Origin of the sequence: Enterocloster citroniae, from assembly GCF_040545455.1 — a bacterium.
GTDB lineage: Bacteria > Bacillota > Clostridia > Lachnospirales > Lachnospiraceae > Enterocloster > Enterocloster citroniae.
This window is the reverse complement of record NZ_JBEPLZ010000008.1, coordinates 31,811-58,575: the sequence shown is the minus strand read 5'-3', so window position 1 is coordinate 58,575 and position 26,765 is coordinate 31,811. Positions and strand designations below refer to the sequence as shown.

General features: G+C 51.6%; 27 protein-coding genes. 24 read left to right on the top strand and 3 right to left on the bottom strand.

The features are described from left to right. Positions 1-117 precede the first annotated feature (117 nt). The 20 genes from gpr to ABID13_RS12615 all read left to right on the top strand — a co-directional run bounded on the left by gpr (position 118) and on the right by ABID13_RS12615 (position 20,907). Complete coding sequence (gene gpr / locus ABID13_RS12710; RefSeq protein ID WP_082173968.1) at positions 118-1,170, top strand: GPR endopeptidase; 1,053 nt, start codon at positions 118-120, stop codon at positions 1,168-1,170. Positions 1,171-1,246: 76 nt separating this feature from the next. Continuing rightward, positions 1,247-2,200, top strand: a complete 954-nt coding sequence (locus ABID13_RS12705) for a DMT family transporter (protein WP_048930746.1) — start codon at positions 1,247-1,249, stop codon at positions 2,198-2,200. A gap of 66 nt (positions 2,201-2,266) precedes the next feature. Next, positions 2,267-3,577 (top strand): stage II sporulation protein P, encoded by a 1,311-nt coding sequence (locus tag ABID13_RS12700; protein ID WP_048930745.1) that lies wholly within the window; start codon positions 2,267-2,269, stop codon positions 3,575-3,577. A 164-nt stretch (positions 3,578-3,741) separates the two neighbouring features. Next, on the top strand, positions 3,742-5,556 hold the full coding sequence (lepA, locus tag ABID13_RS12695; RefSeq protein ID WP_007870180.1) for a translation elongation factor 4: 1,815 nt from the start codon (positions 3,742-3,744) through the stop codon (positions 5,554-5,556). 43 nt (positions 5,557-5,599) lie between these two features. Beyond that, positions 5,600-6,877, top strand: a complete 1,278-nt coding sequence (gene hemW / locus ABID13_RS12690) for a radical SAM family heme chaperone HemW (RefSeq protein WP_048930810.1) — start codon at positions 5,600-5,602, stop codon at positions 6,875-6,877. Between the two features lie 14 nt (positions 6,878-6,891). After that, on the top strand, positions 6,892-7,635 hold the full coding sequence (locus ABID13_RS12685) for a DNA alkylation repair protein (RefSeq protein ID WP_045093104.1): 744 nt from the start codon (positions 6,892-6,894) through the stop codon (positions 7,633-7,635). Positions 7,636-7,788: 153 nt separating this feature from the next. Then, entirely contained in the window at positions 7,789-8,355 is a 567-nt protein-coding gene (gene ahpC, locus ABID13_RS12680; RefSeq protein WP_007870173.1) for an alkyl hydroperoxide reductase subunit C, read from the top strand. A 52-nt stretch (positions 8,356-8,407) separates the two neighbouring features. Then, positions 8,408-9,028, top strand: coding sequence for a thioredoxin family protein (locus tag ABID13_RS12675; RefSeq protein ID WP_007870171.1), 621 nt, complete (start codon positions 8,408-8,410; stop codon positions 9,026-9,028). A gap of 241 nt (positions 9,029-9,269) precedes the next feature. Next, positions 9,270-9,839 (top strand): glycerol-3-phosphate responsive antiterminator, encoded by a 570-nt coding sequence (locus tag ABID13_RS12670; RefSeq protein ID WP_048930744.1) that lies wholly within the window; start codon positions 9,270-9,272, stop codon positions 9,837-9,839. A gap of 104 nt (positions 9,840-9,943) precedes the next feature. Continuing rightward, positions 9,944-11,440 carry a glycerol kinase GlpK gene (gene glpK / locus ABID13_RS12665; protein ID WP_048930743.1) on the top strand — a complete coding sequence of 499 codons (1,497 nt, stop codon included), beginning with the start codon at positions 9,944-9,946 and terminating at the stop codon, positions 11,438-11,440. A gap of 51 nt (positions 11,441-11,491) precedes the next feature. Further along, positions 11,492-12,205 carry an MIP/aquaporin family protein gene (locus ABID13_RS12660; protein ID WP_007870162.1) on the top strand — a complete coding sequence of 238 codons (714 nt, stop codon included), beginning with the start codon at positions 11,492-11,494 and terminating at the stop codon, positions 12,203-12,205. Between the two features lie 229 nt (positions 12,206-12,434). Further along, positions 12,435-13,874 (top strand): NAD(P)/FAD-dependent oxidoreductase, encoded by a 1,440-nt coding sequence (locus tag ABID13_RS12655; RefSeq protein WP_040417567.1) that lies wholly within the window; start codon positions 12,435-12,437, stop codon positions 13,872-13,874. A gap of 13 nt (positions 13,875-13,887) precedes the next feature. Then, a complete protein-coding gene (locus ABID13_RS12650) occupies positions 13,888-15,153 on the top strand; it encodes an NAD(P)/FAD-dependent oxidoreductase (RefSeq protein ID WP_007870156.1) in 1,266 nt (421 codons plus the stop codon). A gap of 3 nt (positions 15,154-15,156) precedes the next feature. Beyond that, the gene (locus ABID13_RS12645; RefSeq protein WP_007870153.1) at positions 15,157-15,513 is read left to right on the top strand and encodes a DUF1667 domain-containing protein; all 357 of its coding nucleotides are present in this window, start codon (positions 15,157-15,159) and stop codon (positions 15,511-15,513) included. Between the two features lie 185 nt (positions 15,514-15,698). Further along, complete coding sequence (locus ABID13_RS12640) at positions 15,699-15,893, top strand: hypothetical protein (RefSeq protein WP_007870150.1); 195 nt, start codon at positions 15,699-15,701, stop codon at positions 15,891-15,893. A 118-nt stretch (positions 15,894-16,011) separates the two neighbouring features. After that, on the top strand, positions 16,012-16,998 hold the full coding sequence (dhaK, locus tag ABID13_RS12635; protein WP_048930742.1) for a dihydroxyacetone kinase subunit DhaK: 987 nt from the start codon (positions 16,012-16,014) through the stop codon (positions 16,996-16,998). A gap of 123 nt (positions 16,999-17,121) precedes the next feature. Further along, complete coding sequence (gene dhaL / locus ABID13_RS12630; RefSeq protein WP_048930741.1) at positions 17,122-17,748, top strand: dihydroxyacetone kinase subunit DhaL; 627 nt, start codon at positions 17,122-17,124, stop codon at positions 17,746-17,748. A gap of 128 nt (positions 17,749-17,876) precedes the next feature. After that, positions 17,877-18,257: a dihydroxyacetone kinase phosphoryl donor subunit DhaM gene (gene dhaM / locus ABID13_RS12625; RefSeq protein WP_007870141.1), complete on the top strand. Its 381-nt coding sequence runs from the start codon at positions 17,877-17,879 to the stop codon at positions 18,255-18,257. A 209-nt stretch (positions 18,258-18,466) separates the two neighbouring features. Beyond that, entirely contained in the window at positions 18,467-18,853 is a 387-nt protein-coding gene (locus tag ABID13_RS12620; protein ID WP_007870138.1) for a BlaI/MecI/CopY family transcriptional regulator, read from the top strand. Next, a complete protein-coding gene (locus tag ABID13_RS12615) occupies positions 18,850-20,907 on the top strand; it encodes a M56 family metallopeptidase (RefSeq protein WP_048930740.1) in 2,058 nt (685 codons plus the stop codon). The genes ABID13_RS12620 and ABID13_RS12615 overlap by 4 nt, the downstream gene beginning before the upstream one ends. Before the next feature lie 31 nt (positions 20,908-20,938). Here ABID13_RS12615 and ABID13_RS12610 read toward each other — a convergent pair whose 3' ends face one another. Next, on the bottom strand, positions 20,939-21,289 hold the full coding sequence (locus tag ABID13_RS12610; protein ID WP_048930739.1) for a NusG domain II-containing protein: 351 nt from the start codon (positions 21,287-21,289) through the stop codon (positions 20,939-20,941). Further along, on the bottom strand, positions 21,289-21,792 hold the full coding sequence (locus tag ABID13_RS12605) for a hypothetical protein (RefSeq protein ID WP_007870127.1): 504 nt from the start codon (positions 21,790-21,792) through the stop codon (positions 21,289-21,291). The genes ABID13_RS12610 and ABID13_RS12605 overlap by 1 nt, the downstream gene beginning before the upstream one ends. Positions 21,793-22,177: 385 nt before the next feature. Here ABID13_RS12605 and ABID13_RS12600 point away from each other — a divergent pair, with 385 nt between their 5' ends. The 4 genes from ABID13_RS12600 to ABID13_RS12585 all read left to right on the top strand — a co-directional run bounded on the left by ABID13_RS12600 (position 22,178) and on the right by ABID13_RS12585 (position 24,926). Further along, the gene (locus ABID13_RS12600) at positions 22,178-22,306 is read left to right on the top strand and encodes a hypothetical protein (protein WP_276325547.1); all 129 of its coding nucleotides are present in this window, start codon (positions 22,178-22,180) and stop codon (positions 22,304-22,306) included. A 62-nt stretch (positions 22,307-22,368) separates the two neighbouring features. Beyond that, entirely contained in the window at positions 22,369-22,914 is a 546-nt protein-coding gene (locus tag ABID13_RS12595; RefSeq protein ID WP_007870121.1) for a Gx transporter family protein, read from the top strand. 81 nt (positions 22,915-22,995) lie between these two features. After that, on the top strand, positions 22,996-24,516 hold the full coding sequence (gene galT, locus ABID13_RS12590; RefSeq protein WP_045093100.1) for a UDP-glucose--hexose-1-phosphate uridylyltransferase: 1,521 nt from the start codon (positions 22,996-22,998) through the stop codon (positions 24,514-24,516). A 77-nt stretch (positions 24,517-24,593) separates the two neighbouring features. After that, entirely contained in the window at positions 24,594-24,926 is a 333-nt protein-coding gene (locus ABID13_RS12585; protein WP_007870113.1) for a cupin domain-containing protein, read from the top strand. Between the two features lie 134 nt (positions 24,927-25,060). On the opposite strand, the gene ABID13_RS12580 is transcribed toward ABID13_RS12585, so the two are convergent. Continuing rightward, positions 25,061-26,470 (bottom strand): spore germination protein, encoded by a 1,410-nt coding sequence (locus tag ABID13_RS12580; RefSeq protein ID WP_007870110.1) that lies wholly within the window; start codon positions 26,468-26,470, stop codon positions 25,061-25,063. Positions 26,471-26,765: the final 295 nt, after the last annotated feature.

Genomic DNA, 26,765 nt, shown 5'->3' with positions numbered 1-26,765 from the left:
AAACGTATCACAGGCTGCCATACATATTTTTTCCTTTCTTTGCCTAAAATAACCGCAGATAGAAACATGATTGCGCAGAATTGCTGTAGAAAAATAAAGCAAGAGGTGAAGGGAAATATGGAGGAAAAGAACGTGTCAGAAAATAACGCGGCAGAAAATAACGCGGCGGAGACGGTTACGGATACAATAAACACAGCGGCTCAGGGCGGATTCGAGGTACGGACGGACCTGGCGTTAGAACAGAAGGAAAGCTTTGAGGGGGACGGCGGTGAGATTTCCGGAGTTAAATTAAAGGAATGGCATCACCAGAAGAGCCAGGTCAAGCTGACAGAGGTGAAGATCCTCAATGAACAGGGGGCAAAAGCCATGGGCAAGCCCAAGGGCACTTATCTGACTTTGGAGGCGGACCGCCTGTCCAAGGCGGATGACGAATACCACAGCGAGATCTCGGAGGAACTGGCAAGGCAAATCAGGAAGCTTATGGGGGAAATGATAGGATGGAAGGAGGAGGACCTGCCCTCTGTTCTGGTGGTGGGGCTGGGCAATAGCTCGGTGACGCCGGACTCCCTTGGCCCAAGGGTTCTGGGAAATCTCCAGGTCACAAGACACCTGGACGGACAGTACGGGGATACCTTTTTAAAGGACCGCAGCCTTCCCGCCATCAGCGGGATCGCACCGGGGGTTATGGCGCAGACCGGAATGGAGACAGCGGAGATCTTAAAGGGGATCATCGGCCAGACCCACCCGGACCTGATTATTGCCATCGATGCTCTGGCGGCCAGAAGCGTACACCGCCTTGGAACCACCATACAGCTGACGGACACGGGTATCCACCCCGGCTCCGGAGTGGGCAACCACCGGCACAGCCTTACAAAGGAGAGCCTTGGAGTGCCTGTGCTGGCCATCGGCGTTCCCACCGTGGTGGGGGCAGCGGCCATTGTACACGATACCGTGTCCGCCCTGGTGCGGGTACTTTCTGAAAATGAAAATACAAAGGGCACGGGCAGCTGGATCGAGGATATGGACTCAGAGGAACAGTACCAGCTTATAAGGGAACTCCTGGAGCCGGAGTTCGGTCCCCTGTATGTGACGCCTCCGGATATTGACCAGTCGGTAAAACAGCTGAGTTTTACCATATCGGAGGGGATCCACCAGGCAGTTTTTCCGTAGATGACCGGTGGATAAATATTCCGTCCTGTGATAAGATAGTGATGATTGACATTTGACACAGGAAGGACGTAATTGTATGCTATCTAATAAAACCAGCGCGGCCGGACATGCGGCCGCCCTTTTTACAGTGATCGTGTGGGGGACCACATTCATTTCCACAAAGGTGTTACTCAGGGCATTTTCGCCCTTGGAGATCCTGTTCCTGCGCTTTGTGCTGGGCTTTGTCATGCTGTGCATCATCAACCCCAAACCTTTTCGTACAAAAAGTAAAAAGGAGGAGGCCATGATGGCGCTGGCAGGCCTTACGGGTATCTGTCTGTATTACCTGTTGGAGAATGTGGCCCTTACATATACCCAGGCGTCCAACATCAGCGTGATCGTATCCATTGCTCCTATTTTCACCGGCATCCTGGCACATTTTTTCCTGGACGGCGAGAAGCTGAAGGGAAGCTTTATCGTGGGATTTTTCTGCGCCATTGCGGGGATCGGGCTGATCAGTTTCGGGGGGAGCGGCGGGGTGGCCTTTAATCCGGCCGGAGATCTGATGGCAGTAGCTGCCGCCATGATATGGGGAGTGTATTCCATACTGTCAAGGAAGATCGGAAGCCTTGGATATGATGTGATCCAGACCACCAGAAGGACCTTTTTTTATGGAATCGCGTGTATGATCCCAGCCCTGTTCTTTATGGATTTCCATCCTTCTCTGGGAGAACTCAGATCAGGCGTGAACCTGTTTAATATGGTATATCTGGGCCTGGGGGCGTCCGCCATGTGCTTTGTCACCTGGAATATTTCCGTGCGCATCTTGGGAGCTGTAAAGACCAGTATTTATATCTATATGGTGCCGGTGATCACCATTATCATATCCATTCCCGTGCTGGGGGAGGTGATCACTCCCTGGACCGCGGCCGGTACGTTTCTTACACTGGCCGGGCTTTTCATCTCCGAGGGCAGACTGGCCCGGCTTTGGGCAGGCCGCCCAGATCCGGCAGCCGGTCCCGGGAGGAATTTAAACAGCCCTGAAGAATAAAAAACCGCAATATCCATATCCCACCTGCATATCATAATAATAGTATGATGACAGGTGAAAAATGATATGAGAGTAAGACGTGGAGGCTCAGACCGGCTGATACGCCGGTTCATTGCCGGCACGGTCCTGCTTATGCTGCTTCTTCTCGGCGGCCGATATATAGGCCGGGCAGCAGGAAGTATTCCGAGGAATGATTACAGGCGTATGATAAAAGCAGGCGGACAATGGCTGGTGGAAACCATATGGATCCAGGCACAGCCGGGAAAGCGGATATCCGGGGAGGGCGGCGGGGATCCCTATGTGGGGCAGGCTGACCCGGATCCCTCCTACAGGAAATACCAGGCAGTGAAGACCTTTTACCAGGAGCATCAGTATCTGGCCTGGTATGGCAACGAGGAGACGGGGCAGCAGTCGCCGGAGGATGAGCAGCTGGCAGCGGCATCGGGCCAGGGAAGCGGCCAGGGAACTGAATATGCCCAGGGAAATGCGGGCGGGAATACATATACCCAGGGAAATGCCGGCCGGGGCGGCGCTCCCGGCAGCGGGCTGCAGGGCGGTAGCGGGACCATGGAGATTCCGGAAACCCTGACAGGCACATTGAACCGGCCGATCACCGGCAATACATATGTAATGGAGCAGCTGGCGGATTATGACTTTTTAATGAAGCATTTTTACAGTGTACATACTTCCACAACGGCAGGCAGGGATCTGATGAATGCAAAAGCTCTTTTGGAACGGGATATGTCCATGCAGGGGGATCATTCAAAGCCCCAGATCCTGATCTATCATACCCATTCCCAGGAAGCGTTTGCAGATTCGGGTCCGGGTCAGACCGTGGTGGGGGTAGGGGGATACCTGACCAGCCTCCTGGAAGCAAAGGGATATAATGTATACCATGATACCACGGTATATGACCTGAAAAACGGGCAGCTGGACCGCAGCAAGGCGTATAACTATGCGTTGGACGGGATCACCAATATCCTTCAGCAGAATCCGTCCATTGAGGTGGTGCTGGACATCCACAGGGATGGGGTGGGGGAGAATGTGCATCTGGTAACCCAGGTGGACGGCAAGGATACGGCCCAGATTATGTTCTTTAACGGGCTGAGCCAGACGCCGGAAGGCGCTATTGAATATCTGCAGAACCCTTACCGCGAGGATAACCTGGCCTTCAGCCTCCAGATGCAGCTGGACGCGGCCGCCTATTATCCCGGATTTACAAGGAAAATCTACTTAAAGGGGCTGCGGTACAATGAACACCTGCGGCCAAAATCCAGCCTGATCGAAGTGGGTGCGCAGAACAATACCTACCAAGAGGCCCTGAACGCAATGGAGCCGCTGTCCGAACTTCTGGATATGGTGCTGTCAAAGAAATAGGGACCAGGGATTCTTTCAAACAAAAAGTTGCACTTAGGGGCAAAAAATGGTATATTCTACTAAGCGAAACAGTGAGAATACGTCTATACATGATGAACAGAGCACGGCGGGGATATCAGGAACCATTGGTCCCCGGCGCGCCGCAGAAAGAGGAAGGAAGTAATATGGCCCACGCTGACCAAAGTAAAATCAGAAATTTTTGTATCATAGCACACATAGACCACGGCAAATCCACTCTGGCCGACCGTATCATTGAGAAGACCGGACTGCTTACCAGCAGGGAGATGCAGGAACAGGTACTGGACAATATGGACCTGGAGCGGGAGAGGGGGATCACCATCAAGTCGCAGGCGGTCCGCACCGTGTACAAGGCAAAGGATGGAAATGAATACATTTTTAACCTCATAGACACTCCCGGGCATGTGGATTTCAACTATGAGGTATCCCGAAGCCTGGCAGCCTGTGACGGAGCAGTGCTGGTGGTGGACGCCTCCCAGGGTATCGAGGCCCAGACCCTGGCCAATGTTTATCTGGCCATGGACCATGACCTGGACGTGTTTCCGGTCATCAATAAGATCGACCTGCCAAGTGCCGAACCGGAGCGGGTGGCTGCGGAGATTGAGGATGTCATTGGCCTGGATGCCAGCGATGCCCCTCATATTTCAGCTAAAACAGGAGTAAACATAGAGGACGTGCTGGAAGCCATTGTCCATAAGATACCGGCTCCGGCAGGAGATCCCCAGGCTCCTTTGCAGGCACTGATCTTTGACTCTGTCTACGATTCCTATAAAGGGGTCATCATCTTCTGCCGTATTATGGAGGGGACCGTAAGAAAGGGAACGCCCATCCGAATGATGGCCACAGGCGCGGAGGAGGATGCGGTGGAGGTCGGATATTTTGGCGCCGGACAGTTCATACCCTGTGAGGAACTCAGCGCAGGCATGGTGGGTTATATCACGGCCAGCATTAAGAATGTAAGGGATACCCGGGTGGGTGATACGGTGACGAACAGGGACAACCCCTGTGCCACTCCGCTGCCCGGCTACAAAAAGGTAACCCCCATGGTTTACTGCGGGCTTTACCCGGCGGACGGGGCAAAGTACAATGACTTAAGGGACGCCCTTGAAAAGCTTCAGCTCAATGATGCATCCCTGTTCTATGAGCCGGAGACATCCCTGGCCCTGGGCTTTGGATACCGATGCGGCTTTTTGGGACTGCTCCACCTGGAGATCATAGAGGAGCGCCTGGAGAGGGAATATAACCTGGATCTTGTGACCACGGCTCCCGGCGTTGTGTACCGCGTATACAAGACCACCGGGGAGATGATCGAGCTGACCAATCCCTCCAACCTTCCGGACCCAACGGAGATCGACTATATGGAAGAGCCCATTGTCAGTGCTGAGATCATGGTGACCACGGAATTTGTAGGACCAATCATGACCCTATGCCAGGAGCGCAGGGGCAATTACCTGGGCATGGAGTACATTGAGACCACCAGGGCACTTCTCAAATATGAGCTGCCTCTCAACGAGATTATTTACGACTTCTTTGACGCGCTGAAGTCGCGGTCCAGAGGATACGCGTCCTTTGACTATGAGCTGAAGGGATATGAGCGCTCCACCCTTGTGAAGCTGGACATCCTGGTAAACAGAGAGGAAGTGGATGCCCTATCCTTTATTGTGCATGCGGACTCCGCCTATGACCGCGGCAGGAGAATGTGCGAAAGGCTGAAGGAGGAGATCCCCAGACATCTGTTTGAGATTCCGATCCAGGCAGCCATCGGCGGTAAGATCATTGCCAGGGAGACCGTGAAAGCTGTGCGCAAGGATGTGCTTGCAAAATGTTACGGCGGTGATATCAGCCGTAAGAGAAAGCTTCTGGAAAAGCAGAAGGAAGGCAAGAAGCGTATGCGCCAGATTGGAAATGTAGAGATCCCGCAAAAGGCATTTATGAGTGTCTTAAAGCTGGATGAGGAATGATTCCGGCCCGTGCCGGGAGCCACTAAACGAGATGAATCAGACTATGACCAACAAAAAGAAAAAACCAATGGAGCTGTATGTCCACATCCCCTTTTGCGCCAGGAAATGCCTGTACTGTGATTTCCTGTCCTTCAGGGCGCTGGAATCGCTTCAGGAAGCATATACAAGACAACTGATACGGGAGATTGAAGCCCAGGGTGCCTTTTGCAGTGAATATCAGGTCACGACCATATTCATAGGAGGAGGCACTCCTTCTGTCATGGAACCATGCCTGATCGGGGACATCATGCGGTCTCTGAAGTATCATTTTGATGTGGCGGAGGATGCGGAGATCACCATTGAGGTGAATCCCGGCACCCTGCTTCACAACAAGATGCATATTTACAAAGAATGCGGCATCAACCGGCTGAGCATCGGCCTCCAGTCGGCGGACAATCAGGAGCTTAAGGAACTGGGAAGGATACATACCTTTGAGGAGTTCCTGAAAAGCTACCAGTGCGCCAGAATGGTCGGGTTTTCCAACATCAATGTGGATCTTATGAGCAGTATTCCCGGCCAGACGCTGGAGTCTTTTAAGAATACCCTGAAAAAGGTGACCATGCTCAAACCGGAGCATATTTCCGCCTACAGCCTGATCGTGGAAGAGGGCACCCCCTTCTGGGACCGGTACGGGCAGGAGGGGACGGCCGGGCCCGGATACCCTCCCCTGCCCGATGAGGAGACGGAGAGCCGCATCTATCACCTGACCAGGAATTTTTTGCAGGAGCAAGGATATGAGCGATATGAGATATCCAATTATGCAAAACCGGGCTTTAAGTGCAGACATAATGTGGGGTACTGGACGGAGGTGCCCTATCTGGGCCTGGGCCTGGGCGCCTCCTCCTTTATGTGGAACTGCCGGTTCAGCAATGTGAGCGACATGGACACGTATATGAACCTGGATTTTACCGGGTCCATGGAGGCAACCGCCGGGGCAATGGGAGAAACTGCCGGGGAGACCGCCGGGTCCATGGGGGTGCCCCCTGGTGAACCTGTCCGGAATCCGGAAAATGTCCTGGAACAGCTTCGCGGTCCTTTGACGGAACTGACCCGGGAAGCCAGGATGGAAGAATTTATGTTCCTGGGACTGCGCCTCACAAAAGGGATCTCTGAGATTGACTTTGTATCCATGTTTGGGATCAAGCTGGAGACAATTTACGGTCCGGTGATTGAACGCCTTATTTCGGACGGGCTTCTTGTGAAAAATGGGGTGTGGATCTCCCTCACCGAGTGGGGGATGGATGTGAGCAATTTTGTGCTCAGTGAGTTTTTACTGCCATAGAGGAGAGTTGGAACATGCAGGATAATACATTGATGGAGACCATAAGAGGACAGCTGAGGGAATTGGCGGATCCGGAGTACAGGGAATTCCACAGCAGGCTTTTGCCGGGGATCACAGGCATCATGGGGGTGCGAACTCCCCAGCTCCGCGGCCTGTCAAAACAGCTTATAAAAGATGGCTGGCAGGAGTACATAAAACAAGTATCCCTGGCATGGAAACAGACAGGCCAGGGGGAGAAAGGCGTGTATTATGATGAAATGATCCTTTGGGGGCTGTGTATCTGCGGTGGATTCAAAGACTGGGACAGGGCCCTTCCCTATATCGAGGAGTTTGTACCGGCCATCAATAACTGGGCTGTGTGCGACATCTTCTGCAGTTCCCTGAAAGTGGCCGGGAAATACAGGCAGGAATCCTGGGAATTTATCCGCCCCTATCTCCGGTCGGACAAGGAGTACGAGATCCGGTTCGCGGTGGTCATGATGCTGTCCCATTTTGTGGATGAGGATTATGTGGAAGCTGGTTTGGAACTGATGGATCACATCCATCATCAGGGATATTATGTGAAAATGGCAGTGGCCTGGGCCATTTCCATCTACTTTATAAAATTTCCGGAGCCGGTGATGCCGTATCTGGAACACAATCATCTGGATGACTGGACGTTTAACAAGGCCCTGCAAAAGATCACGGAATCCTGTCGCGTGGACGGGGAGACCAAAGCGGTGATCAGGGCCATGAAGCGGCCTGTATCCCGGGGATAGGAAAAATCCCTGGTGCCTGCTTTTTAAGCGGGCTTTTTCTTTTGGAACGATTGGTCCGGCAGGATAAAAAACCAGTTGTAGTATCAGATAGCTTATGCTACAATCGAATTAATTCTGAAAATATAACCAATCAATACAGGAAGGAGTGCATTTATGGACAATCTGATCAACAAAGCGGTGGAAGATTTTAAAGTGCAGGCGTTTTATCAGGGCAAGTTCAGGGAAGTGACAAGGCAGGATACCATGGGACACTGGTCTGTGTTCTTTTTCTATCCTGCTGATTTTACCTTTGTATGCCCCACTGAGCTGGGGGATCTGTCTGATTTCTATGAGGATTTTAAAGAGGCAGGGTGTGAGATCTACTCTGTTTCCGAGGACACCCATTTTGTACATAAGGCGTGGGCAGATGCATCCGATACCATTAAGAAGATCAGGTACCCTATGCTGGGGGATCCGGCCGGTGTGCTGGCCAGGAACTTCGGCGTGCTGGTGGAGGAGGAAGGACAGGCGCTCAGGGGAACTTTTATCGTAAATCCTGAAGGGAAGATAAAGGCATATGAGATCCACGACATGGGGATTGGAAGGAATGCGCAGGAGCTGCTGCGCAAGGTTCAGGCAGCCCAGTTTGTGGAGGAACATGGTGACCAGGTTTGTCCGGCCAAGTGGAAACCGGGAGAGGAGACGCTGACTCCAAGCCTGGACCTGGTTGGAATGCTGTAAGGAGGTGGGGGATACGATCGATCTAACAAGGATACCGTGTGAGAGCAGTCTTATGGATCAGGGATTACAGGCCCAGCTTTCCGGTATTTTCGGGAAGATGGAAGGCAGTGTGACCATGAAGGCGGTGGTGGATCTAAGCCGGGATAAGGATCAGGAGATGGCGGCTTTTTTAAAGGCTGTATCTGCCCTGAGCCAAAAGCTGGACCTGGAGCTTTACGGCCCGGAGGAGGCGTCCATGGTGCCGGAGCTTAATACGGCCTGGCTGCCGGTGACCGGCCTGTATAAGGACAACATCTATGGCAGGGCGGCATTTCACGGAGTGCCTGGGGGCAAGGAGATCAATTCTTTTGTGCTGGCCATCTATAACCTGGCCGGCCCGGGGCAGGCGGTTCCCGGCGGACTTAAGAAAAAGATCGATAAGCTGGCTCAGAAAACCAATATCAAGATATGTGTTTCCCTGGCCTGCCATCACTGTCCGGTAGTGGTGACAGCATGTCAGCACATTGCCATACTCAATCCCAACATAGAGGCGGAGATGATCGATGCCGCCCTGTACGAGGACCTGGTGGCCCGGTATGATATCAAACGAATACCCATGATCATCATCAATGACACTGAGATCCACGTGGGAAGCAAGGAAATGGCGGAGATAGTGGCTTTGTTAAAAAAATAACTCAACCATAGAACAAAAATTAAAATTTCGTTAAAAATAGATAATAAATAAAACCGTTAGAGAGAATAAATTGTGATATTTTTAAGAAAAAAATGTTTTCTATTGCAAACATATGTGCATTGTGCTATAGTGGTTTTAGACAAATAATAGTGCTGAGATGACGAGAGCATAGTAGAACAACAGAAATGTTGGTTTAAGACTATGCTCTTTTTTATTGGTTAAAAGAAGGAGGGGGATTCCAATGGACCAGAAGTTTTACGATCTGCTTGAATCAAATCCGGTTATATCGGCTGTTAAGGATATGGAAGGCCTGAAGGCCTGCTGTGCCAGGGAAGAGATCAAGGTGGTGTTTATACTGTTTGGGGATATATGTAATATCGGAGCCATTGTGGATCAGGTTGAGCAGGTTGATAAGGTGGCTATGGTGCACGTGGACCTGATCACAGGACTCAGCGGCAAGGAAGTGGCAGTTGACTTTATAAAGAACAATACGGCAGCAGACGGCATCATTTCCACAAAGCCGGCAATGATCAAGCGGGCAAGGGAGCTGTCGCTGTATACAACATTAAGGGTATTTGTACTGGACTCCATGGCGTTTGAGAATATTGAGCATCAGATGGCCGTGGCCAGGCCTGACACCATCGAAATCCTGCCCGGGCTTATGCCAAAGGTGATTCGCAGGGTGTGCAGGCTGGTCAAGGTACCGGTCATAGCAGGGGGACTTATATCTGAGAAAGAGGATGTGGTGGCTGCGCTGTCAGCGGGAGCCATATCTGTTTCAACCACCAATCCCAACGTGTGGCTGATGTAAAGAGGGATTTGAACTTTTCCACGGGGTATGGAAAAAGTTTAAATAGAAGATGTAAAAGGAAGGTCCGCGATGAAAGCAGGCGCGGAAAGAAAAGGAGGGTTTTTATGGCAAAGTATGTAATGGCACTGGATTCAGGAACAACAAGCAACAGATGTATCCTTTTTAATGAGAAGGGTGACATGTGCAGTGTTGCACAGAAAGAGTTCACCCAGTATTTTCCAAAACCGGGCTGGGTAGAGCATGATGCCAGTGAAATCTGGTCCACACAGCTGGGCGTAGCAGTGGAAGCCATGTCGAAGATTGGGGCAACGGCAGAGGATATCGCTGCGATCGGCATTACAAACCAGCGTGAGACCACGATCGTGTGGGATAAGGAAACTGGGGAGCCTGTGTACCATGCAATCGTATGGCAGTGCCGCAGGACATCTGAGTATTGTGACAGCCTGAAGGAAAAGGGACTGGTTGATACCTTCCGTGCCAAGACAGGACTTGTGATTGACGCATATTTCTCAGGAACCAAGTTAAAATGGATCCTGGACAATGTAGAGGGCGTGAGAGAGCGCGCTGAGAAGGGCGAGCTGCTGTTCGGCACCGTGGAGACGTGGCTGATCTGGAAGCTGACCAAGGGAAGGGTTCATGTGACTGACTATTCCAATGCATCGCGCACCATGCTGTTTAACATCAACACCCTGGGATGGGATGATGAGATCCTGGCAGAACTGAATATTCCCAAGTGCATGCTTCCGGAGGCAAAACCGTCCAGCTGTGTATACGGCCTGTCCGATTCCTCCTTCTTTGGCGGAGAGATCCCCATTGGCGGAGCTGCAGGCGACCAGCAGGCCGCCCTGTTTGGCCAGACCTGTTATAATCCCGGCGAGGCAAAGAATACATACGGAACAGGCTGTTTCATGCTGATGAATACAGGGGAAAAGCCGGTGTTCTCCAAGAATGGCCTGGTAACCACCATTGCCTGGGGCCTGGACGGCAAGGTGAATTACGCCCTTGAGGGATCCATCTTTGTGGCCGGAGCTGCGATCCAGTGGCTCCGGGATGAGATGAGGCTGATCGACTCCTCACCGGATTCCGAATATATGGCAAAGAAAGTAAAGGATACCAACGGCTGCTATGTGGTGCCTGCCTTTACGGGGCTGGGAGCTCCCCATTGGGATCAGTACGCAAGGGGAACCATTGTAGGTCTTACCCGCGGCGTGAACAAATATCATATCATCCGCGCAACCCTGGATTCCCTGTGTTATCAGACCAATGATGTGCTCCAGGCCATGAAGGCTGATTCCGGCATTGAACTGGCAGCGCTTAAGGTGGATGGCGGTGCGAGCGCCAACAATTATCTGATGCAGACACAGGCCGATATCATCAATGCACCGGTTAACCGCCCCCAGTGTGTGGAGACCACTGCGATGGGAGCTGCTTATCTGGCGGGTCTGGCAGTCGGATATTGGGCTAACAAGGAAGAGGTTATTAAGAACTGGGCAATTGACAGAACCTTTACACCTGAGATCTGCGAGGAAAAGAGGGCAGAGATGGTGAATGGCTGGAACAAGGCTGTGAAGTGTTCCTATGGATGGGCTAAAGAAGAGTGATCATATGGAGTATGAGACTGTTGACGACAAATTAGATTAAGGGGGTTCTATATGTTGCCATATATAGCGGAGTTTTTAGGAACAATGATACTGATACTTTTAGGTGACGGTGTTGTGGCTAACGTTACATTGAACAAATCCGGCATGAAAGGTGCCGGTTCCATCCAGATCACTTTTGCATGGGGTCTTGCGGTCATGCTTCCGGCATTTATCTTCGGCGCGGCATCAGGCGCACATTTTAACCCGGCCCTGACCATTGCGCTGGCAGTGGACGGAAGTTTAGCGTGGGCGCTTGTGCCCGGATACATTGTGGCTCAGTTTGCAGGCGCATTTGCAGGCGCTGTTCTGGTCTATCTTCTGTTCAAGGACCAGTTTGATGCCACGGAGTCAGCTGCCACCAAGCTGGGCGTGTTCTCCACAGGACCGTCCGTTCCTAACATGGGACGCAACATTTTAAGCGAAGCCATCGGTACATTTGTACTTGTATTTGCAATCAAGGGGATCGGCCAGGTGGCAGGTATTCCGGCAGGCGTTGACAAACTTCTGGTGTTCGGTATCATTGTATCAATCGGTATGTCCCTTGGCGGCCTTACCGGATATGCGATCAATCCGGCCCGTGACCTTGGTCCGCGTATCGCCCATGCAGTGCTTCCCATCAAGGGCAAAGGGGATTCCAACTGGGGTTATGCACCGGTTGTGATCATTGGTCCGGTGGTTGGCGCAGTGGTTGCGGCATTGCTGTACCAGGCAATTCCATGGGCATAAGTTTTATCTAATTTAATATTGATTGCGTGAGAGTGGAGCGGAGCAAATGGGTGTGGAAACACGCCTTGTTTGCCCCGCTTTTTATGAGGCGGTAATGGTATTGCCCACAGAGGATTCTTCGGAAAATGCCCGCTGCACGCAGAGAAGAATTAACCGCCTTGCAGTATGCAGCGGTGCAGGGGTCCGGACGCAGGATTCCATTTTACAGAGAAGGAAGGGAACGAAGAATATGTATGACGTAATTATTATCGGCGCCGGAGTGGCTGGGTCCGCATCGGCAAGAGAACTGTCCAGATACAGGGTCAATGCCTGCGTGCTGGAACGGGAAGAGGATGTGTGCTGCGGAACTTCCAAGGCCAACAGTGCCATTGTCCATGCAGGATATGATGCCCCAGAGGGTTCCCTGATGGCAAAACTGAACGTGGAAGGCAATGAGATGATGCCTGCTCTTTCAAAAGAACTGGATTTCCCATTCAGCCGGTGCGGTTCCTTTGTGGTATGTGTGGATGAGGAGCAGCTGCCGGATCTTCAGGCTCTCTATGAGAGAGGGACAGCCAACGGGGTAAGAGACCTGGAGGTGATCACGGATCAGGCGCGTTTCAGGGAAATGGAGCCGAATCTGGCGGATGAGGTTGTGGGGGTGCTCTATGCTCCCACTGCGGGTATTGTTTGTCCCTTTAACCTGAACATTGCCTTAGCCGAAAATGCGTATACAAATGGTATTGACTTTAAGTTTAACACGGAAGTCCAGACCATCAGGAAAATTGAAGGCGGCTGGGCCATTGATACCAATCAGGGCGTGTATGAAACCAGGTATGTGGTCAATGCGGCCGGTGTTCATGCTGACCATTTCCATAATATGGTCAGCGAAACAAAGATTCACATCACCCCAAGGCGGGGCGACTATTGTCTGTTGGATAAGAGCGCAGGAAACCATGTAAGCCGTACCATCTTTGCACTGCCTGGAAAGTATGGAAAAGGTGTACTGGTATCTCCTACGGTCCACGGCAATCTGATCGTAGGGCCAACAGCCATCGATATTGAAGACAAGGAAGCCACGGCAACCACTAGAGAGGGCCTGGACGAAGTTATCAGTAAGGCGGGGATGAATGTGAAAGATTTGCCCATGAGGCAGGTGATCACCTCATTTGCAGGTCTCAGGGCACATGAGGATCATCACGAGTTCATTGTTGAAGAATTAAAGGATGCTCCCGGGTTTGTGGACTGCGCGGGCATTGAGTCTCCGGGGCTTACCAGTTGTCCGGCCATTGGCAGGATGGTGGCAGGCATACTGCGGGATAAGATGGGGCTTGAGCCCAACCCCGATTTTGTGGGGACTCGTCAGGGAATCCTGGACCCGGATACCCTGACCAAGGAGGAGCGGGCGGAACTGATCAGGAAGGATCCGGCATACGGCAATATTATCTGCCGCTGTGAGATGGTTACGGAAGGCGAGATACTGGATGCCATCCACAGGCCTCTTGGGGCCCGGTCCCTGGACGGTATCAAGCGCAGGACCAGGGCAGGAATGGGGCGGTGTCAGGCCGGTTTCTGTACACCCAGATCCATGGAACTGCTTCACCGCGAATTGGGGATCCCTATGACGGAGATCACCAAGACAGGCGGCAGATCGCAACTGGTAGTGGGATTCAATAAGGACAGGATATAAGGGGGCGCTTAGGATGAAAGAATACGATATTGTTATAATCGGCGGCGGTCCTGCGGGTCTTGCTGCAGCTGTAGCGGCCAGGGATCATGGAATTGAAAGCATCCTGATCCTGGAGCGTGACAGGGAACTGGGGGGAATCTTAAACCAGTGTATCCACAATGGGTTTGGCCTCCACACATTTAAGGAAGAGCTTACAGGACCGGAATATGCGGCCCGATATGAGGAACAGGTGTTTGACAGGGGGATCGAGTACAAATTAAACACCATGGTCATGGATATCAGCCGTGACAAGGTGGTGACAGCCATGAACAGAGAAGAGGGGCTGTTTGAGATCCGGGCCAAAGCCGTAATCCTGGCCATGGGATGCAGGGAGCGCTCCAGGGGTGCGCTGAACATCCCGGGCTACCGCCCTGCAGGCATTTTTTCAGCTGGTACGGCGCAGCGCCTGGTGAACATGGAAGGGTTTATGCCCGGCCGTGAGGTGGTGATCCTGGGATCCGGCGACATTGGTCTGATCATGGCAAGGCGCATGACCTTAGAAGGAGCCAAGGTCAAGGTGGTGGCAGAGCTGATGCCCTATTCCGGCGGCTTGAAGCGTAATATCGTACAGTGTCTCAATGACTACGACATCCCTCTGAAGCTGAGCCATACGGTGATCGACATCCGGGGAAAGGAGAGACTTACGGGGATCACCCTGGCAGCTGTGGATGAAAAGGGGAAGCCTATTCCGGGAACGGAGGAGGATTACGACTGTGACACCCTGCTTCTGTCAGTGGGACTGATCCCTGAGAACGAACTCTCCGGTTCCATGGGGGTGGAGATGAACCGCGTCACGTCCGGTCCCATTGTAAATGAGAGCCTGGAGACCAGTGTGGAAGGCGTTTTTGCCTGCGGCAACGTGCTCCATGTCCATGATCTGGTGGATTTTGTGTCCGAGGAAGCGGCGGCAGCGGGAAAGAATGCGGCCAGGTATGTGATGGAGGGAGAGATGGACCGCCAGGGCCATGAAATTAACCTTAAGGCCGTGGACGGCGTGCGCTATACCGTGCCATGTACCGTGAATCCACAACGCATGGAGAATACCCAGGTGGTCAGGTTCCGTGTGGGGAATGTTTATAAGAACTGCTATATCGGAGTATATTTTGATGATGAACAGGTGATGCACAGAAAACGTCCGGTTATGGCTCCCGGTGAGATGGAGGAGATTAAACTGGAAAAAGAGAAATTACTATTGCATCCGGAACTTAAGACCATTACAATAAAGGTAGAGGAGGCATAGACCATGGAAAAGAGAGAACTTATCTGTATTGGCTGTCCCATGGGCTGTCCTCTGACCGTGGAACTGGAAGGCGGAGAGATCCTCAGCATTACAGGGCATACCTGCAGGCGTGGGGAGGTATATGCCAGGAAGGAGGTTACCAATCCCACCAGGATCGTCACATCCACAGTGGATGTGGAGGGCGGAAAGGTGGCAAGGGTTTCCGTTAAGACAAAAGAGGATATACCGAAGGAGAAGATCTTCCAGTGCGTGAAGGCGTTAAAGGGAGTAACCGTAAAGGCACCTGTGCATATTGGCGATGTGATCGTAGCCAATGTGGCTGATACGGGAGTGGACATTGTAGCTACCAGGGATGCGTGAGCAGACAGTCGGCAGCCGCCCTTTAGGCGGATGCCGGCTTCCTGTGGTTTAAGGAAGGGCCTTTTCGTGGGCGGTTTGTGCCTGTGGGCGGTTTGTGCCTATGAATGGTCCGTATCCGGGCATGCTCCCGGGAAGTAACTGAGAATAAGCCGTAATAGGCGGCCTTGAGTAAAGGAGGACTTTACATGGAGAAAAAGCAGCTTGATATCAACAATATGAACGGCATGACGGAAGAAGAGGATAAAACATGCGGTCTCAATGATATGAACTGTGTTGCGGATGAGGAAGATAAGACATGCGGCCTCAATGACATGAACTGCGTTGGTGATGATGAGGACAAGACATGCGGCCTTAACGACATGAACTGTTTAGGCGAATAGGTACGGGAACAGGGACAACAGGCAGAGGCTCCGGGGGGAGCCCCTGCTTTGTGCAGTAGTATGAGTGTTTGCAAGGGTATTTGCCGGACTGAAAATAACAAAAGGGGGTTTTCGCAATATGAAGAAATTTATTAATGACGTAGGGCTGGTAGAGGAACAGATGATCCAGGGCATGGTTAAGGCGTATCCGCAGTATCTGAGAAAGCTGGATTGCGGCAACGTTGTGGTGCGCGCTCATAAAAAGGAGGGCAGGGTTGCACTGATCAGCGGCGGAGGCAGCGGCCATGAGCCGGCGCACGGCGGATTTGTGGGAACCGGAATGCTGGATGGGGCCGTAGCAGGAGCGGTGTTCACATCACCTACACCGGATCAGATCTACGAAGGCATCAAGGCGGTTGCCACTGACGCAGGCGTGCTGATGGTGGTAAAGAACTACACAGGGGATGTGATGAACTTTGAGATGGCTGCTGAGATGGCCGAGATGGAAGGCATCACGGTAAAACATGTGGTTACAAATGATGATGTTGCGGTAAAGGATAGTCTTTACACCATAGGGCGCAGAGGGGTGGCCGGAACCATTTTCGTACATAAGATTGCAGGAGCCCTGGCTGAGGCAGGCGGAACCCTGGATGAGGTCCGGGCAGTTGCCCAGAAGGTGATCGACAATGTAAGGACCATGGGCGCGGCTGCCGGTCCCTGTACTGTTCCGGCAGCAGGCAAGCCGGGATTTGAACTGGCAGAGGATGAGATGGAGGTGGGCATTGGCATACACGGTGAGCCGGGAACCCACCGGGAGACGATGAAAACGGCGGATGAGACAGTGGATCTGCTGCTGGCTCAGATCCTGGCTGATCTGGATTATGCGGGTTCTGAGGTTGCGGTGATGATCAATGGCGCAGGAGCCACTCCTCTCATGGAGCTGTTTATCATTAATAACAGGGTAGCGGATGTGCTGGCTGAAAAAGGGATCAAAGTCTATAAGACAATGGTGGGAGAGTATATGACCTCCATTGAGATGCAGGGCTTTTCCATTTCCCTTCTGCGTCTGGACAATGAATTAAAGGAGCTGTTGGACGCACCGGCAGACACACCGGCATGGAGATAGAGATATCGTATATCCCCGCCTGTTATGGGCGGGGATTTTAAAGCATGTTTGTAAATTGCCGCAGCTGAAGGGTTTGGATTGGAACGGCTATGCGGTTTGAAATAAACAGAGAGGTGGAATATCATGGCAGACAGCAGCAAAGTTTTAGAGATCATCAGGGCAATTGGTCTTAAGATGGAAGAAGAAAAGGAATATCTTACAGAGCTGGACCAGCCGATCGGCGACAGCGACCATGGGATTAACCTGGCGCGCGGTTTTGGGGCGGTGGAAGGCAAACTGGATTCCCTGGAGGGCAAGGATATCGGCACCATTTTAAAGATGGTGGGAATGACGCTTGTCTCCACAGTGGGCGGAGCTTCGGGGCCTTTATACGGAACAGCCTATATGAAGGCAGGAATGGTTCTGGCCGGGAAGAATGAGATGGATATAACTGATTTTCTGGCTATGATGAAGGCGGCAGTGGAGGGTGTGATGCAAAGAGGCCATGCCACGGTGGAGGAAGCCACCATGCTGGATGCCATGGTACCGTCCCTTACAGCTATGGAGACGGCTGCCGGTGAAGGAAAAAGTACGGCGGAAGTGCTGGGGGAGGGTGTGAGAGCAGCCTGGACCGGCGCTGAGCACACCAAGGATCTGGTTGCCACCAAGGGACGGGCAAGTTATGTGGGCGAACGTGGGCTGGGACATCAGGATCCAGGTGCAACCTCCTATTCCTATATGCTGGAGACCATTGCCCGGCTTGTTGGATGATGAGGCGGACTGCTTAAGGCGCACAGATGGATAGATTATGCCATGCGGGTCATGGCGTGTGCCTGGTATAAGTAGCCGGGGAGTAGTTGGAACAAAATAATATCCCTTTGAAAGGAGCAGGTTGATATATGGTAGGTTTTGTGATCGTGTCCCACAGTGAGAATCTGGCCAAGAGTGTGGTGGAACTGACATCCATCATGGCCCCAAGCGCGAAGATCGCCCAGGCGGGAGGCATGGACGATGGAGGATTCGGCACCAGCTTTGAGAAGATCCAGGCAGCCATTGAATCCGTCTATTCAGATGACGGTGTTCTGGTGCTGATGGACATGGGAAGTGCTGTGATGACAACGGAAATGGTAATAGAAACCTATGAAGGCAAAAAGGTGGAAATGGTAGACTGTCCTCTGGTGGAGGGCGCTGTGGTTGCCACCATTAATTCTGTGGGCGGTATGAGTTTTGAAGCTATTAAAAAGGCTCTGGCAGGAGTTGGGACTTCCAGGAAGTTCTGATGGTTATGTGTCGGAACCCTGTTGAGGAAAGCCCCTTGGGGATGAGAGGATCAAAGGAGACAGCTGAGCAGACCAGGTATTGGAAACATAAAGCCTGTGCTGGCTCAGTTGTCTTCTTTTGTAAAAGCCAGATTATCCTTGACACCTACAAAAAGTAGGTGTACACTGAGATTAGTACCTACAAATTGTAGGTGAAAGGAGCTGGGGTTATGGAAAAGGGAACATCACTGCCGGATACACAGTTGGAGGTTATGCAGGTCATATGGGATAAGGGCGGAACCATCATGTTCGGTGAACTGAGCGAGGAACTGGAGGACAGGGGAAGGGAATGGAAGCCGAATACGGTGTTGACCCTGCTTTCACGGCTGGCTGAGCGGGGGATGATCACCGTATGTAAGCGGGGCAGGCTCAACGAATATACTGCCCGGGTTACAAGGGAGGAATATCAACAGAAGCAGGCGTGTATTCTGGTGGAGCGGGTGTTTGGCGGAGATACCAGGCATCTGATCTCTGCCCTTGTAAAGCAGGATTACCTGACAAAAGAGGACTATGATGAGCTGAAGGCATTCTGGGAAAAGGAGGGAGAGGGAACATGAATCCATGGATAAAAGCAGTTCTGTCACTGTCCCTTTCGGGAGCCCTGCTGACGCTTATCCTTCTGGCAGCCACCAGGATTTTTGGAAAACAGCTGGGCCGCAGGTGGCAGTATTACGTGTGGTTTTTGGCGGTTCTGCGTTTTATGCTGCCCGTGGCCGGACCTGTGAATCTTATGAGGCAGGTGTTTGAACCGTCCGTTAACTTAAAAGAGATAAGCGCGCCCTGGGGTGAAGGGCAGGAGACGGCTGGCGGCAGTGAGATTTGGAACCATTACGGGGAGGATCCTTTAGGTGAAACGGGAGGGGACGCGGTACAAGCCGGTGGAAACGGCACTGCGGTAATCCCGGCATGGAATGGAACCGGAGGCGCAGCGATCACAGCAGGACCGGTCATGGGCTATCAGCTGCTTTTCGCTGCACTTTGGATCATTGTGGGTCTCGGATCATTGGCCAGGAAAATACTGGGGTATTCACGGGCCGTGAGATACCTTGGGGCGAAGGCGGAACCGGCGGACAGATTCAAGGAAGCATTTGAGCATGCATGCCGTGATTTGGGAATGGATCACAAGCCTAAGCTGCTTGCCGGCCGGGGGCTGCCGTCTCCCATGGCAGTGGGGATCATGCACCCGTTGGTGGTGATCCCGGCGGATTTTCCGGAGGATCAGGCATATTATGTATTCCTTCACGAACTCAGACATGTGCGCCAGAGGGATGCCCTCTATAAATGGGCAGTTGAACTGGCAGTGTGTATCCACTGGTTTAATCCCATGGTGTATGTACTGCGCCGGGAGACGGCCCGGGCATGTGAACTGGCCTGTGATGAGGCGGTGGTCCGGGTTCTGGGGGATGGGCAGCGGCGCATTTACGGAAGCGTGCTGCTGGACACCTTAGGCCGGAGCATGATGTATGCCGGGACGGCAGACAGGCCTGTAATGACCCTGTCCCTGGGTGAAAACGCAAAATGGATGAAGGAAAGGCTGGGGGATATCATGGATCGATCAAAAAGGAGAAAAAGACATCTGTATGCATCCCTGGCACTGACAGCCATACTTGCAGGCGGAGGGATCTTGTGCGGGTTTGCACCTGCCGGACAGAACATGGCTGCTGGCGGGGGATCTGCGGATCGCATACGGCCGGCCGGCATATGGGCTGCTGCAAGATCTGTTACCTTAAATTCCGGCTTAATGGAAGAAAAAAGACTTTTAAAACTTGCAGGGACAGTGGAAGAAAGCCAAAAAACAGATCCCTCAGAAGACAAAATAAGCTGGAACAGCGAAGATATCATACGGCGCCCGGGCCAGACAAGGTTCCATTCAATGCTGGTGTGGAAGGAAGGCTATATTATGGGGCTGGCATGGAATGTGGACGCATCCAAGTATGATACGGTCCGCCAGATAGATGGAAAGACGGTCTGCTTTGTTCAGAAAGCAGCCTCCTACGCAGACCATGCCCCTGTGGTGAATGCGATCAGGGCAGCTTTGAGGGATACCAAGGACACGGGGGATATGAAGCCCGGTGAAGTGGTGGTTCTGGGAGTAGACGGGCCCTTTGGGGAAACGGCGGACCAGCTGGCACAGAAGTTTTACAAGGCTGACAATATCACGTATTACATGGCGGTTTTAAAAAGCGCCGGCAGGGAGACATGTGAATCCATCATAGAACAGTCTTATGCAGATGACCGGGTGGAGTATTTTGCTTCAACCTTGGGAAATGATGCACAGATTTCCCGGGATGTGATAGCGGCTGTTGCAAAGAGGGCTGCGCAGGATAATAAGGCGGAGTTCTTCTCCATAGCCGCCGGTGAACTTCCCCATTCCATTTTGGGAGAGTATGCCATGGATGCCTATAATGGAAACAATATGGAAATCTTCTATTTGTCATGTGTGGGGCTGACTTCAGAGCAGGCAGAAGCGATCGCACTAAGGGCGTATGAGGATGACCGCATGGAATACTTATATGCTGTGGCCAATCAACTGACAGAAGGCCAGCGCAGGGAACTGCGTGAACGTGCAAAAAAGGACGGTAAGACCTCCTTCTGGTATGCGCTGCCGTAAGAGCGCGGCGCTGATCCGGGAATTTCTGGTCTCACTCGTCCCCTGTGATGGTTACGATCATTTTATTGGGCAGGCATACAATGGTGTCGCTGCTTAAGTGCTTTTTGCCCTGGTGCACACAGACCTTATCGGGGCAGCTGGCTTCACTGCACCAGATCTCGCCGTCCCTGACAATGAGATGGTTTGTCCCTTTGTTGGCGCCCGTGACGGTAAGTTCCGTGTCCCTGCTTAGATCAAGGATTTCCACTACCTTGCCGTCCACGGTGATCTGCGCGGTAACGGCCGGTTTTTTGTGGGAAATATAATTAAATCCAAATAGGGCCGCGGCGATCAGCAGGATGGCTGCGGCCAATATAAGATCACGTTTACCTGATAGTTTCATTATTCTGCTGCCTGTTTCAGGCATTCCTCCACTCCGTTGATAAAGGGATATACATTAATGCTGACTGTGGAAATGGCGTCAGTGGCATAACCCTCCTGGTTGGCAAGGCCCTCTACTTTCTGGTGTTCGATCACATATTTTCCAACTGAATCAGCCTGGGCTTTCCAGGTGGGACCATTGTCGGTCATGACATACTGGCCGTCCATGCTCAGTTTTTGTTTGCCATTGCCCTCGGCATCAAAGGAATCCCAGACACAGGACACGATAATACCATTGGACACCGTGATGGTGGTACGGTCTTTATAGCCCTTGGAGTCCGGTTCCGGGACTTCGTAGACGTAAGTTCCGTCAGCGAGTGGGACTTCGGGCTGATTTGTGGTAATTGGGCCTTTCATTGCATGGTATAGAGGGTTTGACACTGCGATGACAGCAAGTGACATAACAGCCATGACAGCAATGCCGATGGCGCTTTTTACAGATGGCGTCATTGTTTTTCTGCTCATAATTACTCTCCTGGAAATTCATTATTTTTTGCCGTTTTATTGGGATATCGGCACATTGTTTATTTTATCACAATTGTAGATGTTATACAATAAAATTTACCTGTAAGTTTAAACCATTAGAATCACTAACAGGGACAGAATAAATAACCGATCAGCCAAAGAGTATGGTATAATAAAATCATGTACAGCGGAGGGGGGATTTGAGGATGGATGATCGGGAGCAGAGGGCGGGGCAGGAGGACAGACCGGTGGAAAAGCCGGAGCTTTTGCGTAAAAGAGGTCCTATCTGGCAATTGCCTATGCGGATACAGAACATGATCTGAATAACGCCATCCTGTATGCTGTCTCAGCCTGCAGGATACGGGAGAAACTGGCATCTCCCCATTTGGAGGGCCAGAAGAGTCTGGAGGAATTTAAGGACCATCTAAAGGGATATTATCAGGAGTTCACCGGTGATAGGACGGAGGAAGGATTTGAGGAGTGGTATGGGAAGCAGATGGAAAATCCTCTGTAATTCACATGGGATCCATGCTATACTGAGTATATTTGAAAACAAAGGACAGGCAGGGGTGTTTTATGATCAGCAGGAAGGAAAAGGAAACAACAAGGAGGGGACAGGCAGTATCCACAAAAAGGACAGCGCTGTTCGGACTTTTGATTGCCCTGGCGTTTGTGCTGGGGTATGTGGAGTCCCTGATACCGGTTTATCTGGGGGCGCCCGGGGTAAAGCTGGGACTGGCCAACCTGGTCACCATGATAACCCTGTACTGTATGGGAGTAAAAGCAGCCATTGCAGTGAATGTGGTGCGGATCTTTTTGTCGGGGTTTACCTTCGGGCCTGCCTCCGCCATCCTTTTTAGTCTGGCCGGAGCTGCGTTCAGCCTGACCGTGATGGCGGTGTGCAGGAAATTCCGCCTGTTTGGCATGGTGGGAGTCAGCATACTGGGGGGAGTGGCCCACAACATCGGGCAGTTTTTGATGGCTGCCTTTGTGGTCCACACCTTTGGCGTGTTCTCATACCTTCCGGTGCTTCTGGCAGCAGGGACTGTGGCAGGCGCCCTGATTGGACTGCTGGGGGGGATGGTTGTGCAGCGGATCAGCCGTGTCATCAGAGAAATTTGATATAAATGCTAAGAAAATGCCATTGTCATGGATTTGTGCAAGGGATATAATAAATAGGAATAAAAAATGGAGGGTGCTGTTATGGTTTATGAAGCAATTAAGGGACTGGTACAGTATGGCCTGGATACAGGGCTGATAAGTGAGGTGGACGCTGTCTACGCCAGGAACCAGATCCTGGATGTAATGAAGATGGATGAATACCAGGAACCCACGGAGGATGCAGCGGCAGGCAGTCTGGAGGATATTCTGAAAGCCCTGATGGATCATGCCCATGAGACCGGCGCACTGGAGGATGACAGCATTGTATACAGGGACTTATTTGATACAAAGCTGATGAACTGCCTGATGCCAAGACCCAGTGAGGTGGTCCGGGAATTTTGGGACCATTATAAGGTATCCCCGGAGGAGGCCACCAACTGGTACTATAAGCTGAGCCAGGATTCGGATTACATACGCCGTTACCGCATTGTAAAGGATATGAAATGGACAACAAAGACCCGGTACGGTACGCTGGATATCACCGTTAACCTGTCCAAGCCGGAGAAGGATCCCAAGGCCATTGCAGCTGCCAAGCTTGCCAAACAGAGCGGCTATCCAAAGTGCCAGCTGTGTATGGAGAATGTGGGATATGCGGGCCGCACCAACCATCCGGCCAGGAATAACCACAGGATCATACCAGTCACCATCAATGACAGCCAGTGGGGATTCCAGTACTCCCCTTATGTGTATTATAATGAGCATTGTATTGTATTCAACGGACAGCATATCCCCATGAAGATCGACCGGGCTGCCTTTAGGAAGCTGTTTGATTTTATTAAGCAGTTTCCCCACTATTTTCTTGGCTCCAATGCGGATCTTCCCATTGTGGGCGGCTCCATTTTAAGCCACGACCATTTCCAGGGCGGACATTACACCTTTGCCATGGCAAGGGCTGCCATAGAGAAGCATTTTACATTAAAAGGGTTTGAGGATGTGGAGGCGGGGATCGTGTTCTGGCCCATGTCCGTGCTGAGGCTGCGTGCCAAGGATGCTGACCGGCTCATTGAGCTGGGGGACCGGGTCCTTCAGGCGTGGAGGGCATACACGGATGAAGACGCATTCGTCTTTGCCCAGACAGACGGTGAGCCCCACAACACCATTACGCCCATTGCCAGAAAGGTCCAGGATATGTATGAACTGGATCTGGTGCTGCGCAATAACATCACTACGGATGAGTTCCCCCTGGGTGTATACCATCCCCATCAGGAACTGCACCATATTAAGAAGGAAAACATCGGCCTGATCGAGGTCATGGGTTTGGCGGTACTTCCTTCCAGGCTGAAGACAGAGCTGGCTGAGCTGGGACAGTATATAATAGAAGGAAGAGATATCCGCAGCAATGGAACCCTGGAAAAACACGGGGATTGGGTGGAGGAGTTCCTTCCTAAATATGAGGAAAAAGGTATTGCGGTCACATCTGAGAATGTGCAGGACATCCTTCAGGAGGAAGTGGGGCACGTGTTTGCCAGAGTTCTGGAGGATGCAGGTGTTTACAAATGCGATACCAAGGGACGTGAGGCATTTGGAAAGTTCCTGAAAAGCGTGGGATTTGCAGAGTGCTGACCGTATTGTTTGATAGGGAAAACGATAGATAAAATAACTTATATGAATATGAAATCATAAAAAAGGAGTGCAGGATCATGTTGGATGAGAGATGGGTATTCCACGGGGATACAGAGGCCGTTAAGGCAGGAGAGGGAGTTGTGAGAAGGGTTTTGGCTTACAGCAAAGACCTGATGTGTGTTGAGAATACATTTGAAAAAGGCGCGGTGGGCAGCCTGCACCATCATCCCCACACTCAGATCACATATGTGGTAAGCGGTGAGTTTGAGTTTAATATAGAGGGTGAGAAGAGGATCGTGAAGGCCGGTGATACCATGCTTAAGATGGATGGGGTGGAACATGGCTGCGTCTGCCTGGAGGCGGGGATCCTTTTGGATATCTTTACTCCCATGCGCGAGGATTTTGTATGATCTGTCCCCTGTACTATCTGTAAACTGAGAGTGCCATGCACTGAAAATGCTCCTTCCCGGAGTGTGCACCTGGATTGTGCCAGGCGCCCGGGGAGGAGCATTTTGCTGCTTTTACACGTGTATGTTGGAGACAGTTACTTTTCTGTGTGGGGAAGCCGTCCTCTGAGGAACCGCTTTTTCAGCTCGCTGAGGCTGAATGGGATCAGGGGATAGATATAACTCTTTCCTGCAATGGTCCTGTTAAATACAATGGCGCATATGGTCAGTATGGTGCCGATGGCATACCCCCAGATATTGATAATTGAGGTCAGGATTAGTATGATGATACGCATGAACTTCATGGCGTAACCCAGTTCAAAGCTGGCCTGGGAATAGTTGGCAATGGTCACAAAGGCCATGTAGAGCATGGTTTCACTGTTGAACCAGCCTGATTTTACCGCATACTCACCCAGTACGATACCGGCGATCACACTGAGAGGGGTGGTCAGCATGCTGGGGGTGTTCACAGCAGCCAGGCGCAGTCCGTCTATGGCAAATTCCAGTATGAGCAGCTGCCATATCAGGGGCACGTTCAGTGGATCCGATACCCGGATAAAGGCCAGCCAATCCGGAATATATCCGGGATTCTGCATCAGCAGAAGCCATGTGGGCGTCAGCATCAGGGAGAGGATGGAGATGGTCATTCTGGAAAGCCGCAGGTAGGTGCCTGTGATGGGCGGAAAATAGTAATCGTCCGCTTCCTCTATGATGTCGAACACGGAGGATGGAAGGATCATGGCTGAAGGGGAATTGTCCACCAGGATGATGACGTTGCCTTCCAGCACAGAGGCAGCAGCCGTGTCCGGCCGTTCCGAAAATTTGAATTTTGGAAACGGGTTAAACCATTTATAGGGAAAAAGACACTCGGCCAAACTTTCTTGGTTCATGGTCAGGGCATCTACCTTCAGGTTTTTAATCCGTTCCTTAATCTTGGCCAGGAGCTGTTTATCCACCCTGTTTTCCATATAACAGATGGCGATGTCGGTGTGGGAGCTTTCACCCGTACTCATGATTTCCATGGTCAGCTTGGGGTCACGGATCCGCCTCCGGATCAGGGCGGTGTTAAAGATCAGTGTCTCCACAAATCCGTCCCTGGACCCCCTCAGGACCTTATCCTTTTCAGGCTCACTCACCCCTCGGGAAGGGTAGGTGCGGCAGTCGATGGTAAGGCATTTGTCATAACCGTCAATAAAAAGGCATGAGACACCGGACAAAAGCTGGGTGATCATGTCTGTATCATTGGTCAGAAGTCCGATCTCTCCATAGGGCAGGTATTGTTTGGAAAATGCATGTGCATCTTCCGGCATGGACTCGGGCTTGATGGTGGAAAATGCCTGCAGTATCTTTAACAGGGAATCATCCTTGGTGAAGCCATCTATAAAATACAGGCAGGCCTCCCGTCCGCCGATGTGAATCACACGGTATACCACATCAAAATTCGTCTGAACATTCAGCTTTTCATGAAGGTAGGTAATATTGTCTTTTAAATTTTGGGAAAATTCCATTGTTTCTTCCTTTCTGCGCGACTTCAGATGAAAAAAATACATAATGTTAGTATGTACCAAAGAGGTGTGATTATACATGAATACATATGTCGTTGGCAGGGGGACAGCTGGAAGAATTTTATATAAAAATGCCTTTGGAAGGGAATGGATTATGTTAATGTGCACAAAAAAGATTGACAAATCATGGGAACGGTGTTATAGTGTCCATGTAAGAAGCACAAAGGAGTGCCTTACGGGTTTTTGTTTGGTATGGGGATGCCAAATAAACTAATAGTGTGACGGTTTTGATCGTGAC

Excerpts from the sequence above, each read along its gene's own strand:
- ABID13_RS12650 (WP_007870156.1), top strand. The coding sequence starts at position 13,888 with ATGAAAGAATACGATATTGTTATAATCGGCGGCGGTCCTGCGGGTCTT.
- ABID13_RS12595 (WP_007870121.1), top strand. The coding sequence starts at position 22,369 with ATGATCAGCAGGAAGGAAAAGGAAACAACAAGGAGGGGACAGGCAGTA.
- hemW (WP_048930810.1), top strand. The coding sequence starts at position 5,600 with ATGACCAACAAAAAGAAAAAACCAATGGAGCTGTATGTCCACATCCCC.
- ABID13_RS12645 (WP_007870153.1), top strand. The coding sequence starts at position 15,157 with ATGGAAAAGAGAGAACTTATCTGTATTGGCTGTCCCATGGGCTGTCCT.
- ABID13_RS12670 (WP_048930744.1), top strand. The coding sequence starts at position 9,270 with ATGGACCAGAAGTTTTACGATCTGCTTGAATCAAATCCGGTTATATCG.
- ABID13_RS12605 (WP_007870127.1), bottom strand. The coding sequence starts at position 21,792 with ATGAGCAGAAAAACAATGACGCCATCTGTAAAAAGCGCCATCGGCATT.
- ABID13_RS12675 (WP_007870171.1), top strand. The coding sequence starts at position 8,408 with ATGGATCAGGGATTACAGGCCCAGCTTTCCGGTATTTTCGGGAAGATG.
- ABID13_RS12585 (WP_007870113.1), top strand. The coding sequence starts at position 24,594 with ATGTTGGATGAGAGATGGGTATTCCACGGGGATACAGAGGCCGTTAAG.
- gpr (WP_082173968.1), top strand. The coding sequence starts at position 118 with ATGGAGGAAAAGAACGTGTCAGAAAATAACGCGGCAGAAAATAACGCG.
- ABID13_RS12610 (WP_048930739.1), bottom strand. The coding sequence starts at position 21,289 with ATGAAACTATCAGGTAAACGTGATCTTATATTGGCCGCAGCCATCCTG.
- ABID13_RS12620 (WP_007870138.1), top strand. The coding sequence starts at position 18,467 with ATGGAAAAGGGAACATCACTGCCGGATACACAGTTGGAGGTTATGCAG.
- lepA (WP_007870180.1), top strand. The coding sequence starts at position 3,742 with ATGGCCCACGCTGACCAAAGTAAAATCAGAAATTTTTGTATCATAGCA.
- ABID13_RS12685 (WP_045093104.1), top strand. The coding sequence starts at position 6,892 with ATGCAGGATAATACATTGATGGAGACCATAAGAGGACAGCTGAGGGAA.
- ABID13_RS12700 (WP_048930745.1), top strand. The coding sequence starts at position 2,267 with ATGAGAGTAAGACGTGGAGGCTCAGACCGGCTGATACGCCGGTTCATT.
- ahpC (WP_007870173.1), top strand. The coding sequence starts at position 7,789 with ATGGACAATCTGATCAACAAAGCGGTGGAAGATTTTAAAGTGCAGGCG.
- ABID13_RS12705 (WP_048930746.1), top strand. The coding sequence starts at position 1,247 with ATGCTATCTAATAAAACCAGCGCGGCCGGACATGCGGCCGCCCTTTTT.
- ABID13_RS12655 (WP_040417567.1), top strand. The coding sequence starts at position 12,435 with ATGTATGACGTAATTATTATCGGCGCCGGAGTGGCTGGGTCCGCATCG.
- galT (WP_045093100.1), top strand. The coding sequence starts at position 22,996 with ATGGTTTATGAAGCAATTAAGGGACTGGTACAGTATGGCCTGGATACA.
- dhaK (WP_048930742.1), top strand. The coding sequence starts at position 16,012 with ATGAAGAAATTTATTAATGACGTAGGGCTGGTAGAGGAACAGATGATC.
- ABID13_RS12615 (WP_048930740.1), top strand. The coding sequence starts at position 18,850 with ATGAATCCATGGATAAAAGCAGTTCTGTCACTGTCCCTTTCGGGAGCC.
- ABID13_RS12660 (WP_007870162.1), top strand. The coding sequence starts at position 11,492 with ATGTTGCCATATATAGCGGAGTTTTTAGGAACAATGATACTGATACTT.
- dhaL (WP_048930741.1), top strand. The coding sequence starts at position 17,122 with ATGGCAGACAGCAGCAAAGTTTTAGAGATCATCAGGGCAATTGGTCTT.
- dhaM (WP_007870141.1), top strand. The coding sequence starts at position 17,877 with ATGGTAGGTTTTGTGATCGTGTCCCACAGTGAGAATCTGGCCAAGAGT.
- ABID13_RS12580 (WP_007870110.1), bottom strand. The coding sequence starts at position 26,470 with ATGGAATTTTCCCAAAATTTAAAAGACAATATTACCTACCTTCATGAA.
- glpK (WP_048930743.1), top strand. The coding sequence starts at position 9,944 with ATGGCAAAGTATGTAATGGCACTGGATTCAGGAACAACAAGCAACAGA.
- ABID13_RS12640 (WP_007870150.1), top strand. The coding sequence starts at position 15,699 with ATGGAGAAAAAGCAGCTTGATATCAACAATATGAACGGCATGACGGAA.